Origin of the sequence: Candidatus Desulfofervidus auxilii, from assembly GCF_001577525.1 — a bacterium.
GTDB classification, from domain to species: domain Bacteria; phylum Desulfobacterota; class Desulfofervidia; order Desulfofervidales; family Desulfofervidaceae; genus Desulfofervidus; species Desulfofervidus auxilii.
This window is the reverse complement of the sequence record NZ_CP013015.1, coordinates 2,216,874-2,232,064: the sequence shown is the minus strand read 5'-3', so window position 1 is coordinate 2,232,064 and position 15,191 is coordinate 2,216,874. Positions and strand designations below refer to the sequence as shown.

18 protein-coding genes are annotated in these 15,191 nt (G+C 38.6%); 16 read left to right on the top strand and 2 right to left on the bottom strand.

All coding sequences use genetic code 11. The annotated features are described in order from the left end of the window. The first annotated feature begins 20 nt into the window (after positions 1–20). The 8 genes from HS1_RS11115 (at position 21) to HS1_RS11080 (ending at position 5,533) form a co-directional block, all read left to right on the top strand. Positions 21–590 (top strand): flavodoxin family protein, encoded by a 570-nt coding sequence (locus HS1_RS11115; protein ID WP_066065417.1) that lies wholly within the window; start codon positions 21–23, stop codon positions 588–590. Between the two features lie 108 nt (positions 591–698). After that, complete coding sequence (locus HS1_RS11110) at positions 699–995, top strand: hypothetical protein (RefSeq protein WP_066065414.1); 297 nt, start codon at positions 699–701, stop codon at positions 993–995. Positions 996–1,146: 151 nt separating this feature from the next. Continuing rightward, a complete protein-coding gene (locus tag HS1_RS11105; protein WP_066065411.1) occupies positions 1,147–1,530 on the top strand; it encodes a hypothetical protein in 384 nt (127 codons plus the stop codon). A 41-nt stretch (positions 1,531–1,571) separates the two neighbouring features. Continuing rightward, positions 1,572–1,841: a CopG family antitoxin gene (locus HS1_RS11100; RefSeq protein ID WP_066065407.1), complete on the top strand. Its 270-nt coding sequence runs from the start codon at positions 1,572–1,574 to the stop codon at positions 1,839–1,841. 83 nt (positions 1,842–1,924) lie between these two features. Further along, entirely contained in the window at positions 1,925–2,761 is an 837-nt protein-coding gene (locus tag HS1_RS11095) for an OmpA family protein (protein WP_066065404.1), read from the top strand. Between the two features lie 29 nt (positions 2,762–2,790). Then, a complete protein-coding gene (locus HS1_RS11090; RefSeq protein WP_066065401.1) occupies positions 2,791–3,201 on the top strand; it encodes a DUF3617 domain-containing protein in 411 nt (136 codons plus the stop codon). Positions 3,202–3,276: 75 nt separating this feature from the next. Beyond that, positions 3,277–5,181, top strand: a complete 1,905-nt coding sequence (locus HS1_RS11085) for a hypothetical protein (RefSeq protein WP_066065397.1) — start codon at positions 3,277–3,279, stop codon at positions 5,179–5,181. A 163-nt stretch (positions 5,182–5,344) separates the two neighbouring features. Further along, complete coding sequence (locus tag HS1_RS11080; RefSeq protein WP_066065394.1) at positions 5,345–5,533, top strand: winged helix-turn-helix domain-containing protein; 189 nt, start codon at positions 5,345–5,347, stop codon at positions 5,531–5,533. A gap of 181 nt (positions 5,534–5,714) precedes the next feature. Here the strand turns inward: HS1_RS11080 and HS1_RS11075 are convergent, their stop codons facing one another. Next, on the bottom strand, positions 5,715–5,906 hold the full coding sequence (locus HS1_RS11075; protein WP_156469463.1) for a hypothetical protein: 192 nt from the start codon (positions 5,904–5,906) through the stop codon (positions 5,715–5,717). Between the two features lie 13 nt (positions 5,907–5,919). Then, positions 5,920–7,194 (bottom strand): IMP cyclohydrolase, encoded by a 1,275-nt coding sequence (locus HS1_RS11070; RefSeq protein WP_066065388.1) that lies wholly within the window; start codon positions 7,192–7,194, stop codon positions 5,920–5,922. 105 nt (positions 7,195–7,299) lie between these two features. Between HS1_RS11070 and mraZ the strand changes: the two genes are divergently transcribed. The 8 genes from mraZ to mraY are packed head-to-tail and all read left to right on the top strand — an operon-like array spanning position 7,300 to position 15,189. Beyond that, on the top strand, positions 7,300–7,776 hold the full coding sequence (gene mraZ / locus HS1_RS11065) for a division/cell wall cluster transcriptional repressor MraZ (protein ID WP_066065386.1): 477 nt from the start codon (positions 7,300–7,302) through the stop codon (positions 7,774–7,776). Positions 7,777–7,779: 3 nt separating this feature from the next. After that, positions 7,780–8,676: a 16S rRNA (cytosine(1402)-N(4))-methyltransferase RsmH gene (gene rsmH, locus HS1_RS11060; protein WP_066065383.1), complete on the top strand. Its 897-nt coding sequence runs from the start codon at positions 7,780–7,782 to the stop codon at positions 8,674–8,676. A 23-nt stretch (positions 8,677–8,699) separates the two neighbouring features. Then, entirely contained in the window at positions 8,700–9,107 is a 408-nt protein-coding gene (locus tag HS1_RS11055) for a response regulator (protein WP_066065380.1), read from the top strand. Continuing rightward, complete coding sequence (locus tag HS1_RS11050; protein WP_066065377.1) at positions 9,076–9,387, top strand: hypothetical protein; 312 nt, start codon at positions 9,076–9,078, stop codon at positions 9,385–9,387. Before HS1_RS11055 ends, HS1_RS11050 begins: the two co-directional genes overlap by 32 nt. Continuing rightward, positions 9,374–11,293, top strand: coding sequence for a penicillin-binding protein (locus tag HS1_RS11045; protein ID WP_066065375.1), 1,920 nt, complete (start codon positions 9,374–9,376; stop codon positions 11,291–11,293). Before HS1_RS11050 ends, HS1_RS11045 begins: the two co-directional genes overlap by 14 nt. Further along, on the top strand, positions 11,293–12,771 hold the full coding sequence (locus HS1_RS11040) for a UDP-N-acetylmuramoyl-L-alanyl-D-glutamate--2,6-diaminopimelate ligase (RefSeq protein WP_066065372.1): 1,479 nt from the start codon (positions 11,293–11,295) through the stop codon (positions 12,769–12,771). The genes HS1_RS11045 and HS1_RS11040 overlap by 1 nt, the downstream gene beginning before the upstream one ends. Next, positions 12,740–14,119, top strand: coding sequence for a UDP-N-acetylmuramoyl-tripeptide--D-alanyl-D-alanine ligase (locus HS1_RS11035; protein ID WP_066065369.1), 1,380 nt, complete (start codon positions 12,740–12,742; stop codon positions 14,117–14,119). Before HS1_RS11040 ends, HS1_RS11035 begins: the two co-directional genes overlap by 32 nt. Continuing rightward, positions 14,116–15,189, top strand: coding sequence for a phospho-N-acetylmuramoyl-pentapeptide-transferase (gene mraY, locus HS1_RS11030; RefSeq protein WP_066065366.1), 1,074 nt, complete (start codon positions 14,116–14,118; stop codon positions 15,187–15,189). Before HS1_RS11035 ends, mraY begins: the two co-directional genes overlap by 4 nt. Positions 15,190–15,191: the final 2 nt, after the last annotated feature.

Sequence of the window (15,191 nt, the reverse complement as noted above, 5' to 3'; positions counted from 1 at the left end):
AGAAAAAGGAGCGTTCAAAAATGAAGATACTGATTCTTAATGGTAGTCCTCGGAAGAAAGGCACCGTGGCTACACTTTTAAAAGCAGTTGTCGAAGGTATCAACAAAAACCATGAAGTAGAATGGATCGATGTATATGATCTCAAAATGAAACCTTGCATAGCGTGTATGAAGTGCAGGCCAGATGGTGAATGTGTCCAGACGGAGGACGATGCCCATATCATTGGACGGAAGATTAAGGATGCTGGCGGTCTGATAGTAGGCACGCCGACCCATTGGGGAAACATGAGTTCACAACTCAAGCTTTTATTCGACAGAAATGTGCCTGTATTTATGGGTGAAAAAGCCAATGGTTTCCCAATTCCTCGACACAAAGGAAAGCCAGCGGCTATTATCACTGCCTGTACTACTCCCTGGCCATTCAATTTTATTGCTGCCGAGAGTCGTGGGGCCATTAGAGCTGTCCGCAAGGTATTACATTATGGGGGCTACAAAATTATTGGTAAGGTGGTCAAACCTGGTACTAAGAAAAACCCAAAAATTGCTCAAAAGTTATTTGACAAAGCTAAAAGCATTGGACGCAAGTTCTAAATATGGAATATTGTGTTAAATTTAGGCAAGCAGCTAACAAATCGCTCCACAGCGGCAGGTGAGCTTGGCTGTTAGCTGTGCAAGTTACAGCGAGAAAAGGAGGGCACCATGGAAAAGAAGCTATTTGGGATTGTTCTGCTTATCATTTTCTTGGGGGCACCAGTATACGCTTGGAGTGATTGTTTTTCTGATTTTGATTGCGGCATTGGGTATAGGTGCGTCAAGGCTCCGTACGAAACGACTGGCGTGTGCATGAAATCAGTCGATGAGTTTGGAGTTCAACAATATGATTTGCCGCGCCTTGACAGTGTTTATCCTAAATATGAAGGCGACTGCGATTTCGACACCGATTGTCCCATAGGATTTTACTGTGATAGAAAGTATAAGACCTGTATTAAAAGGTAGAGCATGTTGGTGAGACTAATTGCTCGAATGGAAAAAGAATCTTCAGCTAACAAACCACTCCAGCGGACGGGCTATACAGCTCGACGCTGAGCTTGGCCGTTAGAAATGAAAAAAATATATAACTCAATTTTTCACATCAAAGGGGGCTTAAATGGGAACAGCAAAAATAACATTTTATAAGTGCATTCAAAATTCTCAGGATTATGGTAGTGATGATGAACACATGGTTTCAAGAATATTCTTTACCTTGCAGATTGGCGATAGGAAATTTGATTTGCATGCTGACATAAAGCAGGCAGTTGGAAGCAGTTACGAAACGGGTCCTATAGAAGTTGGACGCCCTGAAGGATATAGCGGGCCTTTTAATTATGAGTGTTTTCGAGATGCTGCGGAAAAATATTATCGAAGTTTAGTTGGTTCTGAAGCCAGAGGAATTAATATTCAAGGTGGAGCTAATATTCGAATGCAAAATAACACATTTATCCAAAAAATGTCTGTTGAGTGTGAAGTAGATGAAGGTTCAGCAGGATGGTAAGTTGCCTAACAACCTAATCCAGCGGATAAGGAGGAAATTTTATGAGCCAAAATAAGACATCAATTTCAAAGAAATCTTCATATCAAGAGATTGGAGAATTTTGGAATACTCATGATTTATCTGAGTTTTGGGATCAGACAAAACCAGCAAAGTTTGAAGTAGATATACAGACACAGCGGATATATTATCCTATTGATAGCGAGTTATCAGATTATATTTTAGAACTTGCCAGAAAACGGGGTATATCCCCTGAGACATTGATAAACTTATGGATTTCTGAGAAGATAAGACAAGAAAAAGAAACAGCATAACAAATTATTCCAGCGGACCCGCCTTATGGCAGGCCGCTGAATTTGGACGTTGGGGTGATTAAACAAATCAGGAGGTATAGGATATGAATAGTTTCAAAAGGATAGTATCCCTTATTGGCGTTTTACTGTTTGTATTCAGTGGCATCGTCTTTGCCCAGGAAGATGCGAAAGGGTGCAAAGACCACCCGATGTTTACAAGGATGCCAAATTTCTATATCGAAAATTGCAAGGAGTATGATTTCGACCAGGCTGAATTTGTGGATGAAAAGGGCAATGAAATTAAGGTGGAGGGGAAATATCACTGGCTGGAATACTATATTAAGGAAGGCCATAAGTCACCAAGTGAGTTAGCAATTATGAGAAACTATGAAAACGCAATCAAAAAGATTGGCGGTGTGGTTGTCAAAGAATCTGGTGGCATAGCATATCTGAAACTGAACAAGGAAGGAAAAACATTTTGGGCAATTGTTTTTCCAAGAGGAAGCGGGACTTATTACGAGCTTACTGTTGTTGAAAAGGCTGAGATGGCGCAGGAGGTTGTAGCAGATGCAAAGAGCCTGATGAGTGATATTCAATCAACTGGGCATGCCTCGGTCTATGGGATCTATTTCGATTTTAATAAGGCAGATGTAAAGCCAGAGTCTGAGGCGGCAATTAAAGAGATAGCAAAACTCCTTCATCAGAATAAAGGACTTAAACTTTATGTGGTAGGACATACAGATAATGTCGGAAAGCTTGACTACAACATGAAACTTTCAAAAGCAAGAGCAGATGCCGTGCTGAAAGAGCTTGTGATGAAATACAAGGTCTCAGCTCAAAGGCTAAAGGCTTATGGAGTGGGTTCTCTTGCCCCCGTTGCATCGAACAAGTCCGATGAGGGGCGTGCTAAAAATAGGCGTGTAGAGCTTGTGGAAAGGTAATGATGAAAAACTGATAAGGAGGGAGAAATATGGTTAAGAAGGTCTGTTTTGTATCAATGTTCGCTTTTTTGGTTCTCTTTTTGAGTAATATTGCCCAGGCTCAAAACATGAAAGAAGGGCTCTGGCAGATAACCATGACCATAGAGATGCCAGGTATGCCCATGCAGATGCCTCCACAGACCTATACTCATTGTCTGACAAAAAAGGACATGGTTCCGCAGAAAGAAGAACCTAATCAGGAATGCAGGATGGTAAAGCGTGATATTGAAGGTGATACCGTAACCTGGGTAATGGAGTGTAAGACGAGTGAAGGCACCGCGGTGTTCAACGGCAAAGTCACCTATAAGGGGAACTCTTTTGAAGGGATCATAAAGATGAAACAGTCGGGCATGGAAATGACTCAGAACCTGAAAGGAAAATGGATCGGAGAGTGCAAATAGGAATCTACATGCATAGCAAACAGATGGGAGATAAAATGATATTAGAAAGAAGAGATAAGAGCGATAATTCCCGGCATGGCAAATTATAAATTTTTATTTATCACTTTAATCTTGTTATTGACCGGCACAATACTGAATGCCAGTAGCGGCAAATGCCCCCGGATAACAGTTGGTGTTTACATAAATTATGTTGATCAGGAAAGACTCGTGAAGCTTCTGAATGAAATTCATCCTGATCAGCCTGCTCCGTCATGGCTGTTTCAAATAAAAGAAAAAATATTTGCTGAACTAAAGATGAACTCCCCGGATATTGTTTTTATTCCCGCCGTCAGCCGCAATAATGCAGAAAGTGATTATATTATGATCTTCGATATTACAACGATCGGTGCCGGCGAGGATATCGAAGCGGGTGGAGTGCTTATCAGTGAATACAACGCCTTTAATGTTGTTTCGGTATTAAAACAAACAGGGCACTGTATTTATGAGCAGGCCGGTGTCCTTGGTGCAAAAGATACTGTTTCCAAGTATGGAAATTATGAAAATGATATTTTTATTGCAATCGAGCACAATATTGACGACGGCTATGGAAGCATCCGTGGCAGGATCGAAGAGTATGAAGCCTCGCATCCCGTGCCGCCACGCGGACCTGAAATCCTGGTGACCTTGAAAAAGGAGTATGTTTCACCGCTTGAGGCAGAGCGGGAAATGGAGATTGGAATTAAAGTCAAAAACTGCAAAGGCCAGTACGTCTGGGAAAGATCCCATGGGCTGGCTGTATTGCTGCCGATAAAAACCGCAAGGGGAGAAATTCGCCCAACCCGCGGATTCTTGCAAGGAGGGGGTCCCAATACGAGGTTTAATTTTATAAAAATATCTATTCAAAGACCGGAAGGTGCGTCCGTCACATACACTTTGAAGAAAGGCATGGAACGCTCCATTGATACATTTAAAATAAAAGTTTGTGGAGTACGCAAAGAGGTGACCAAAGAGGTATTCATTCCTATTGCCGGTATATGCCTGCGCGGAGAATCAGAGGGCTATGTTTTCCCTGAAAAGACAACCGAGATCAAATTTAAGCTCAAGAAACTTCTGCCTCAGGGAGGCGAACAGCCGCTAAGCGGCAAGCCCGTACTGCTGTCGCCGGAAGGACTGATAGACGGAACCGTCTCTCCTTCGGGGAAAACCTTCACTCAAACGGATGGGAATATTGCCGTAAGATATAAAAACGGTTTAAAAGAAAGTACCATGACCGTCCATGCCACCTTTCAGCCGAAAAAATATCCTGACAAAGCGCGTGCTTCAGCCGGTGTGACAATCGTTGAGAAAGGGTATGACTGGACGGGGACTGTGATCGTGAATCAAACATGTTCGTACAAAAAGAATGAAATAAAAAACAATAAGAGAGGTTTTTGGGTCAGGGAGGAATCGATTTTATCCACTGACAGGACCGTCCATTTGACCATAAGATTTCTCACAACGCCGGGGAAACCAGCCGTGATTTTGGGTAAAGACGTATCCGGAACCAGCCGGTATCTGCTAAAGACCTTTGAACAAAAAGGCTGGGCGGATTGCAAAGATAAACAAACCGGTAAAACATTCAGAAAAAAACCCGGGGACACACAACAGTCCACACTCAAAATGATTGGTACACTCGTAGAGGAATACCTTGATATTTCTCCTTCCATACACGTTGATCGATTGTCAAACCGATATACATTTGATTTCGGCGTTTCGGGATTATGGTGGAAAGGTAAAGTGACCCGAACTGACATTTATACTGATGTTTGCAATGGAAATTCAAAGAAAAAATCAATGGGTCCTTTTACAAGGGAAAGACAAAAATATGATCTTGAACCTCTGCATTATGAAGGTCAGACCACAGATATTAATACTATTTCTGGCAGCACAAAAATCGAAACGGAAACACTTGAAAACTGCACCACCACTTACATCTGGAATCTCAAACGGACTGGCGAATGAGTGGAATGTAATAAAATTTTTCTCTGTTTGGGGATTTTATGGAGGTATAATAATACTAATTATAATTGCGAAATATGTAGTTTTATAAGCCTAACAATTCAATACAGCAGACGGCTATTGCCGCTGTTGATTTCAGTCGTTATCCCCCCAAAGGATATAGTCGATGGCAATTCCTGATTATCAAACCTGCATGCTTCCTCTATTGAAATTTCTTGGCGATCAACACGAATACTCCCTTCGAGAAACTATTGATCATCTTGCCGCTCATTTCAAATTGACAGAAGATGAGTTGAAGCAATTACTTCCAAGTGGTCAACAGGTCATTTTTGATAATTGTGTTGCTTGGGCTTGAACCTATTTGAAACAAGCTGGGTTACTTGAACCTACACGAAGAGGATATTTCCTAGAGGAATAGGGAGCATGTCTTTGCATTTGACATAATGCGTTTACAGAAAAATGTTAAATTGAAGGATTATTTGGATAACCCCTTGCCTAAAACATATATTGGAGTTATTCCCTAAATTCGTTATTTCCTAAATAGGAAGCGGCTTTCCTTTTAAATTATTTAATTTCCGCCTCAAGTGAAGCTTTTCCTTTTCAAGTTGAGATAATTCCATCCTTAACTTATTTTTCTCTTCCTCATTAGCCTTTTCCATTTGTTTTTTTAACAAATCTATTTTTTTGCTTATTTGATATAATTCTTGGGCTGTTTGTCGAATAGACATAATTTTTTTCTCCTTAATGTCTAAATGCACGTTCTCCAGTATAGACCATAGCTACTGGTGGTTTAGCCTCATTACAGGCAACTATGGATTCAAAATCCCTAATAGAACCACCTGGTTGAGCAATAGCTGTAATACCTTCTTTAATGGCTACATCCACTCCGTCTCTAAAAGGGAAAAAACCATCTGAGACCATCACAGCTCCTTTAATTCCTCCATATGCATCTTTAGTCAAAAAATCAATCTCTTCTTTTTGACTTAAAGGACGCTTTCCCTCTGCTATTTCTTTTTCCAACTGTTTATAAGGAATATTATGCTTTTTAAAACAAAGGCTATCTGCATATTTGGTATATGCCTTAAAAATAGCAATCTCTACTACCCCTACCCTATCTTGTTCACCAGTACCTATGGCCACTGTAGCTTCATCTTTCACAAAAATTACAGAATTAGAAGTAACCCCTTGCTCTATATACCAACCAAATAATAAATCCTTAAATTCCTTCTCTGTAGGAACTCGTTTAATACGGTATGTCTTTCCTTTATATTCCGTTTCTGCAGGATAAAAGTCTTTTTTAGATTTAATCCTAGTATATGGCGATTGTTGTAAAATAAGACCTCCATCCATTAAGCTTTTAAAGTCTAACCAGGTTTTGTTTACATAATCCGCCAAACGTTCTATACGCTTAATCTCCACAATACGTAAATTCTTTCTCTGTTTTAATATATCTACTACCCCAGAAGCATAGTCTGGTGCCGCTATCAATTCTACATAATATTGACTTATTTCCTCTGCTGTTTCTCTATCCAAACTCCGATTTACCACTACACAACCACCAAAGGCAGCAATCCTATCTGCAAAATAAGCACGGTGAAAAGCCTCAGTTAAACTGTTACCATAAGCCACTCCACAGGGATTATTATGCTTTATAATTACCACCGCCGGTTTGTCCATAAGATAACGTAAAATTTGAAGACCACGGTCTAAATCAGTTAGATTAATCTGACTGGGATGTTTTCCAAATTGGTGAAAGTCTTTTTCAGTTAAGGCACTCACCAAACCTTGACCAGGACTAATAAAGTGGCAATCACCTAATATAATATTCCCATTGATTAACTCATACAAGGCCGACATTTGATGAGGATTTTCACCATAACGTAGCCCTTTTTTTTCTCCATCTACCTCCCAACTCCTTTTTTGGTAAATAAATGTTTGTCCACCAATGGAAATCTTTATTGTAGAAGGAAAACAATCACCAACTAACTGTTTATAAATACCTTTGAAATCTTTCATTTTCTGCCTAACTTTAAACAACCTAAAAACCCTTGTCAATAAAACTGTAAAATTTCTACTTGACAAAAATTTTTTTTTGCTGTAAGAGTGTCAAAAGGTGGTGAAATGAACCAAAAATTCCCACAAAAGCACAATAATGTATTTAGAGGAAGATATATTCACTCTATCGATGGAAAAGGAAGGCTCAGTATTCCCAACCATTTTAGAGAAGTATTGAAAAGGAAATATAAAGAAGAGGGAATAATGCTTACCAGCCTGGGTGTTTCTTTAGTGGCTTACCCTTTAGCAGAGTGGTCTGTCATTGAGGAGAAAGTGAGCAAGTTACCTCAAATTAAACCAGAAGTGAGAAAATTTCAATTATTATTTATCTCTGGTGCCGTAGAATGCACTTTTGACAAACAAGGGCGTATTTTAGTGCCACCTGCTTTACGAGAACATGCAGGGTTAAAAAAAGATGTAATTATTGCTGGAATGTTAAATAAATTTGAAATTTGGGATAAGGGGCGATGGGAAAAAGAAATGAAGCTCCTCACTGAAAATTTTGAAGAAATTAGCAATGTGATAGCTGATTTGGGTCTATGATGCATGGAAAATCAAAAACATATTCCTGTTCTGAAAAAAGAAGTTTTATTCTATCTCAATTGTGGTCCAGGAAAAATATTTGTAGATGGAACGGTAGGAGGTGGTGGTCATACCCAAGCCATTCTAGAGGCATCTGCTCCCAATGGTTTTGTTATTGGTCTTGATGTAGATGGAGAGGCTTTAATACAAGCAGAAAAGAAACTCGCCCCTTATGTAGGACGTTATATTTTAAAAAAAGGAAATTATGCCAGGGGGAGAGAAATCTTGAGTGGCTTGCATATAGAAAAAGTAGATGGATTTTTACTTGACTTAGGCATATCCTCTCTTCAACTGGCTGCCCCAGAAAGAGGTTTTAGTTTTCTTCATCCAGGTCCTCTTGATATGCGTATGGATAACACCGCTAGTGTCACTGCTTCTCAAATTATAAATCGGTGGTCACAGAAACGGATTGCAGAGATAATTAAACAGTATGGAGAAGAAAGATGGGCAAATCGTATTGCTCGCAAAATTACAGAAACACGTGTGAAAATGCCTATTAAAACCACCACTCAGTTGGCAGAAATAGTTGCTAATGCTATTCCTAGAAGAAACTGGCCAAGACATATTCATCCTGCCACCAGGACCTTTCAAGCCTTACGCATAGTGGTCAATCAAGAATTAGAAAACTTGAAACAATTTCTTAATCAAGTCTTGTCGCTACTTGCCCCCAAAGGCAGGGTAGTCATTATCTCTTTTCACTCTTTAGAAGACAGATTGGTAAAAAATGCCTTTAGAAATTGGGCAAAGGAAGGAAAAGTGCAGTTGTTGACCAAAAAGCCTGTGCAGCCCAGCAGAGAAGAATTGGCTATGAACCCAAGGGCAAGGAGTGCCAAATTGAGGGCTATAGAATTTAGGCCATAAAACTTTAGAAAAAGGAGGATGATATGAAAACACTTATGACAAAAATACTGGTAGTAGAAGATGAACCAGCAATAAGAGAACTTTTAGTGAGTTTTTTTAAACTCTGTGGATGGGAAGCAAATAGTGCTGGAAATGCCTTTGAAGCATTAGGAATCTTAAAAGACGACCGTCATGATGTAGTCATTACTGATGGCCTAATGCCTCAAGTGAGCGGACCAAAATTTACAAAAATCATAAAAAAGAAGTATCCAGAAACCTATGTGATTGCCTTAACGGGTTCGAATTTAAGAAAAGAATTTAATGCAGCAGGAGCCAACGTATATTTGGAAAAACCAGTAGACCTTAAAAGATTGCAAATAGCAATTGAAGAGTATTTTAAAGGAAATCCAGGAGGGAAAAGTGACTATCGCTGTATGGGCACGAGCAAATAGAAAACTTCGCACCTATTCATGGCAAATAAAATGGGTGGGTATTAACATCCTTATAATCCTTGTTACTTGTTTAATCTATGTTTGGTTAAGTATGCACAGTATTCAGATAGGTTTTCAAATTACTGAAGCCATGCAGGTCCAAAAACGGCTTAAAGAACATAATTATGCCTTGCGTTCACAATGGGCTCATCTTACCTCTCCTAGTTATCTAAAAGGGGAAGCAGAGAAATTAGGACTTCAAGTCCCAGAAAATATTATTAAATTAAATGAAGGAAATTAAATTAAGAATTGCAATTTTAGTGGGGGGTTTTTCTTTCTTTGCTTTTTGTATCTTAATCCAGGCCTTTAGGTTACAAGTAGTAGACATACTACCCTTAAAAAAAAACTTAACTAAAATCACTATCCCGTGCAAACGTGGTTTTATTTATGATAGGTATAGAGAAGAATTGGCCATTACTGTGCAAAAACCCTCTCTTTATGCTTGTCCTAATCAAATAACTGATCCCTATACTACTGCTAAACGCTTGAGCAAAATTTTACACATAAAGACACAAAAATTACTAAAAAAACTAAAAAGAAAAGGAGAATTTATCTGGATTAAACGTTGGCTTTCCCAAAAAGAGGCAGAAAAAATAGAAAAATTAAATATAAAGGGACTTGCTTTTAAGCCAGAGAATTGTAGACGTTATCCTCATAGTTTTTTAGGAGGCCAAGTGTTGGGCTTTGTAGGACTGGATGGCAAAGGTCTGGAAGGTATAGAATGTAAGTTTGACTACCTTTTAAAAGGAAAGCCAGGTTATTATTTTGGAATTAAAGACGCAAGGGGGCATATTACTCTCTCTCCTCGTCTTCCTATTCAATCTCCCAAAGATGGACATAATTTATATTTAACCCTAGACTACCAAATCCAATATGTAACAGAAGAGGCCTTAAAAAAAGCAGTTAGAAAATGGCACGCTAAAAGTGGGTGTGCTGTAGTAATTGTTCCTCAAACTGGAGAAATTCTAGCCTTAGCCAACTATCCTCCCTTTGATCCAAATTATTTCTGGAAAGCCAATCCTAATATTTGGCGTAACCGGGCAATCACTGACGCCTTTGAGCCAGGTTCTACTTTTAAACCCGTATTATTAGCAGCAGCCCTTAATGAAAAAATTTGGTCTCGTCATGATATTATTTATGGCGAAAAAGGTAGATATAAAATAAAAGGCGCTGTCTTCCATGATGTAAAACCCTTTGGATGGATGTCAGTTGAACATGCTGTGATTTACTCCTCTAACATTGGTATGGTTAAAATTGGCGAAAAGGTAGGAAAGGAATGTTTTTACCAATATATAAAAAAATTTGGATTTGGAGAAAAAACAGGAATACACTTACCAGGAGAAGCCAGTGGCTTGATACGTCCCCTAAAAAAATGGACAGAAGTAGATACAGATAGTGCTTGTTTTGGCCAGGGTCTGGCCGTTACTGCCCTTCAATTAACATTGGCTTATGCAGCCATAGCTAATAAAGGAACATTGATGTATCCTATGTTGATAAAAAATATTAAAGATGCCAAAGGAAAGGAAATAAAGATATTTAAACCAAGAGTAAAACGTAGTGTTATCTCTCCCCAAACGGCTTCTTTAATAAAAAATATCTTACATAAAGTAGTAGAAAAAGGCACAGGGCAAATGGCTGCTATCCCTGGATATAAAATTGCTGGCAAAACAGGCACCGCTCAAAAAATAGATCCCAGAACAGGTAAATATCAAAAAAATAAATATATCTCCTCATTTGTAGGATTTTTCCCTGTTGACCATCCGCGGGCGGTTATTAGCATTATAATCAACGAGCCTAAGGGCATGGGTTATGGAGGCATAGTGGCTGCACCTGTATTTAAAGAAATCGCTGAACATCTTATTTGGCAGTGGCAAATACCTCCATCCTCTCCTACTATGAGAATGGTAGAAAATACTACTTTACCTTCAACAAATTTGAAAACCACACAAAATATTACACCTCCTGTAGTTATTGATGGAATCATGCCTGACCTCCGTGGCCTTCCCCTGCGCTTGGCCTTTAAGATTTTGCAAGATGCAAATATAAAAGTTAAAATAAAGGGGACTGGAAAGGTGGTTAAGCAAATCCCACCTCCAGGTAGTAAAATAAAAAACAATGTATGTCTGCTCCAGTTAGAGGCTAATTGATGCAACTAAGAGAAATCTTAAAAGACATTCAGCCTTTAAATATTACAGGTGATGTGGAAAAGGAAATAAATAACATTGTTTTTAATTCTAAACTGGCCTCTCCAAACAGTCTTTTTGTGGCCTTAAAAGGCACACAACATGATGGAATTAGCTATGTTAGTGAAGCCATTTCAAAAGGAGCAGTAGCCATTTTGGCTCAAGAATACCCAGTTCCAAGACATAATGGTATTACTTACATCCAAGCCTCTGATGTCAGAAAAACAGCGGCCTTGCTTGCGGCCGCTTTTTATCAACACCCAGCCAAAAAACTCAACCTCATGGGGATTACTGGCACCAATGGAAAAACTACCACCAGCTATCTCATTGCTTCTATTTTGAAAGAAGCAGGAAGAAAAACAGGCATCATTGGCACTATTAACTATCAATATGGAAACAAAACCATTTCTGCCTTTTTAACTACTCCTGAGAGTTTAGACATTCAAAGACTCTTTAAAGAAATGGTTACAGAAGGAGTTAGCCATGTAGTAATGGAAGTCTCTTCTCATGCCTTATTTTATAAAAGAGTGGCTGGCTGCCAATTTCAACTAGCCATATTTACCAATCTATCCCAAGACCACTTGGATTTTCATAAAGACATGGAGGCATATTTTGCATGTAAAAAGCAACTTTTTACTCATTATTTGGGAAGCAAAGGCAAGGCTATTATCAACTTAGATGACCCTTATGGAAAAAGGATTTTAGAAGAAATAAAATGTCCTTGTATTACTTATGGACTTTCATCTAAAGCTGATATCTGGACCGAAAATTTCCAAATCTCTATAAATAAAACCACAGCTTACATCCATACTCCCATAGAATCATTTTCTATTTGTTCACCCTTAATAGGCAAACCAAATTTATATAATATTTTGGCCGCCGTTGCTGCTGGAATAGCCATGGATTTACCTATAAACATTATCAAAACAGGTGTGGAAAAAGTTTCCTCTATTTGTGGCCGTTTGGAACGTTTTTCTCAAAACGGTATTGAAGTGTTAGTAGATTATGCCCACACACCAGATGCATTAGAACAGGTATTAAAAACATTACGTCCTCTTTGTCAGGGAAGGCTCATTACAGTGTTTGGCTGTGGGGGCAATAGAGATAAAGGAAAAAGACCTCTTATGGGAAAAATTGCCAGTGAACTAAGTGATATGGTTATTATCACTGATGACAATCCTAGAAATGAACCATCGCGCCAGATTATTCAGGATATAGAAATGGGAATTAAAAAAAATGCACTCTATTATATTATTCCTAAAAGACCACAGGCCATTGCCATGGCTATTAGGGGTGCCCAGAAGGGCGATGTAGTAGTCATTGCTGGTAAAGGACATGAAGACTATCAAATAGTAGGCAATAAAAAATATCCCTTAAGTGATAGGGAAGAGGTGAAAAAGGCATTAAAAAATGCGGCAAACAGGGAATTGGAAGTTGACTGAGGTATTAGAGAGTATTAAAGGAAATTTAGTAAAAAATACTACTGTGCATTCCTTTAGTGGAATAACCGATGATTCTAGATCAGTGCAAGCCAATGATTTATTTATTGCCTTGAAAGGAAGCAGATATGATGGACACAATTTTATTCCAGAAGCCATCAAAAAGGGGGCAAGGGGGGTTATTCTAAATAAAAAACAATACAGCTTTAATCTTTACCAAGATGCAGCCATCATTGCTGTAGATAATACTTTAGAGGCCTTGGGTAAATTAGCTTCTTTTCAACGGCAAAAATATAGTTACTTACCCCTTATTGGAGTGACAGGTAGTAATGGAAAAACCACCACCAAAGAAGCCATTGCTCATTTATTAACACAGCATTTTGCCGTGCTTAAAAATCAAGCCAATTATAACAATCAAATTGGCCTACCATTTACCCTTTTGGGTTTGAACAACTCTTACCAAGCCGTTTGTATAGAAATGGGTACCAACAGCAAAGGGGAAATAGCATTACTTTCCTCTATTGCTCAACCTAATATAGGAATCATTACTAACATTCAACCTGTCCATCTATTAGGCTTAAACTCCCTTGAAGGCATTCAAAAAGAAAAGGGAGCGCTTTTAAATTACATCAAAGATTGCTTCATTTACAATCAAGACGACCCTCTGGTATCTGAATTGGCCAGAGATTTCAATAAAGAAAAAATGGGCTTTGGGATAAAAAAAGGAGAAGTTAGGGCTAAAAATATATTTTTAAAAAACAACACCATACATTTTACATTAGTGTTGCCAGAAACCACCCTTTCTATTCAAACTCAGCTTTTAGGTAAACACCAGATTTATGCCTTACTTGCTGCTGCGGCTGTAGGTGTATATTTCAAATTGCCTCCTGAAAATATTAAATACGCCTTAGAAACCTTTTCCCCTTTACCTGGAAGGTTATGTCTTTGTAAAGGTATAGATGGTATTTCCATCATTGATGATAGCTATAATGCCAACCCTGCTTCTATGGAAGCAGCCTTAAACACCCTAAAACAATTCTCAAGCACCAAAATAGCCGTCCTTGGAGATATGTTAGAATTAGGCAAAACTGCCATTTACTGGCATCAAGAAGTAGGAAGACAGGCAGGTAGGATACCTTTAAAGGCATTAATTATTTATGGGCAATATGCAGATTTGATAAAAAAAGGGGCCTTAGAAACAGGGATGGATGAACATAAGATCTATAAGGCAAAACAGAAAGAAGAAATTATTTCTTTATTAAAAAGAATAAGTGCACCCTCAGATGTAATTTTATTTAAGGCCTCACATATTTTAGATTTTGGAGGATTAGTTAAAAGAGTAAAGGTATGATATACCATTTTCTTTATCCCTTACATGAATATTGGATTGGTTTTAATGTCTTTCGCTATATTACCTTTCGGACTGCTTATGCTATTTTAACGGCTCTTCTTCTTTCACTGTATCTTGTCCCTTGGTTTATGAGATTATTTCAAACAAAACATTGGTCCAAAACAAAAAAGGCATATGAACCTCAAACTCACAATTCTAAAATAGGCATACCTACCATGGGGGGAATCCCCATATTACTCTCGGTGTTCATAACCGTATTTTTATGGAGTGTTCTAACCAATAGCTTCATTTGGGTGTTATTCTTAGTCTGTGTGTTATTTGGTCTCATTGGTTTTATAGATGATTATCAAAAAATAAAAGGCGGCAAAGGACTTTCTATCAAAACCAAGTTTGGCCTCCAAATTTTATCTGCCTTAATCATCGGTATCATTCTATTTAAATATCTCCACTTTTCCACCCGGCTTTATGTGCCTTTTTTCAAAGCATTTACGCCTGATCTGGGCTATGCTTATTACTTTTTTTTGACTCTAGTTATAGTAGGAAGTTCCAACGCAGTCAATCTCACAGACGGGCTAGACGGACTGGCTATAGGACCTTTAAGCATCTCTTTTGGAAGTTATCTTCTTTTAAGTTATCTAGCTGGCCATATTAAAATTGCCAATTATCTTCAAGTTGCTTATGTTCCCGGAATAGGAGAAGTGGCCGTTTTTTGTGGGGCTTTAATGGGAGCTTGCTTGGGATTTCTTTGGTACAATACTTATCCCGCCGAGATGTTTATGGGTGATGTAGGCTCTCTATCTTTAGGGGCAGTCTTGGGTACGGTAGCCATAATGGTTAAGCAAGAGATCTTGTTGATGTTCATCGGAGGTCTGTTTGTCCTAGAAGCCATTTCTGTGATTATACAGGTAGCCTACTTCAGATTTACTGGAGGAAAGCGGGTTTTTAAAATGAGTCCTTTACATCATCACTTTGAGCTCAAAGGTTGGTCTGAACCCAAAATCATCGTGCGATTCTGGATTATTGGCATTATTTTAGCCTTAACAGCCCTTAGCACTTTAAAACTAAGATAGAT

Excerpts from the sequence above, each read along its gene's own strand:
- HS1_RS11070 (WP_066065388.1), bottom strand. The coding sequence starts at position 7,194 with ATGAAAGATTTCAAAGGTATTTATAAACAGTTAGTTGGTGATTGTTTT.
- HS1_RS11080 (WP_066065394.1), top strand. The coding sequence starts at position 5,345 with ATGGCAATTCCTGATTATCAAACCTGCATGCTTCCTCTATTGAAATTT.
- mraY (WP_066065366.1), top strand. The coding sequence starts at position 14,116 with ATGATATACCATTTTCTTTATCCCTTACATGAATATTGGATTGGTTTT.
- HS1_RS11035 (WP_066065369.1), top strand. The coding sequence starts at position 12,740 with ATGCGGCAAACAGGGAATTGGAAGTTGACTGAGGTATTAGAGAGTATT.
- HS1_RS11100 (WP_066065407.1), top strand. The coding sequence starts at position 1,572 with ATGAGCCAAAATAAGACATCAATTTCAAAGAAATCTTCATATCAAGAG.
- HS1_RS11090 (WP_066065401.1), top strand. The coding sequence starts at position 2,791 with ATGGTTAAGAAGGTCTGTTTTGTATCAATGTTCGCTTTTTTGGTTCTC.
- HS1_RS11085 (WP_066065397.1), top strand. The coding sequence starts at position 3,277 with ATGGCAAATTATAAATTTTTATTTATCACTTTAATCTTGTTATTGACC.
- HS1_RS11075 (WP_156469463.1), bottom strand. The coding sequence starts at position 5,906 with ATGTCTATTCGACAAACAGCCCAAGAATTATATCAAATAAGCAAAAAA.
- rsmH (WP_066065383.1), top strand. The coding sequence starts at position 7,780 with ATGGAAAATCAAAAACATATTCCTGTTCTGAAAAAAGAAGTTTTATTC.
- HS1_RS11045 (WP_066065375.1), top strand. The coding sequence starts at position 9,374 with ATGAAGGAAATTAAATTAAGAATTGCAATTTTAGTGGGGGGTTTTTCT.
- HS1_RS11055 (WP_066065380.1), top strand. The coding sequence starts at position 8,700 with ATGAAAACACTTATGACAAAAATACTGGTAGTAGAAGATGAACCAGCA.
- HS1_RS11110 (WP_066065414.1), top strand. The coding sequence starts at position 699 with ATGGAAAAGAAGCTATTTGGGATTGTTCTGCTTATCATTTTCTTGGGG.
- HS1_RS11115 (WP_066065417.1), top strand. The coding sequence starts at position 21 with ATGAAGATACTGATTCTTAATGGTAGTCCTCGGAAGAAAGGCACCGTG.
- mraZ (WP_066065386.1), top strand. The coding sequence starts at position 7,300 with ATGAACCAAAAATTCCCACAAAAGCACAATAATGTATTTAGAGGAAGA.
- HS1_RS11095 (WP_066065404.1), top strand. The coding sequence starts at position 1,925 with ATGAATAGTTTCAAAAGGATAGTATCCCTTATTGGCGTTTTACTGTTT.
- HS1_RS11105 (WP_066065411.1), top strand. The coding sequence starts at position 1,147 with ATGGGAACAGCAAAAATAACATTTTATAAGTGCATTCAAAATTCTCAG.
- HS1_RS11040 (WP_066065372.1), top strand. The coding sequence starts at position 11,293 with ATGCAACTAAGAGAAATCTTAAAAGACATTCAGCCTTTAAATATTACA.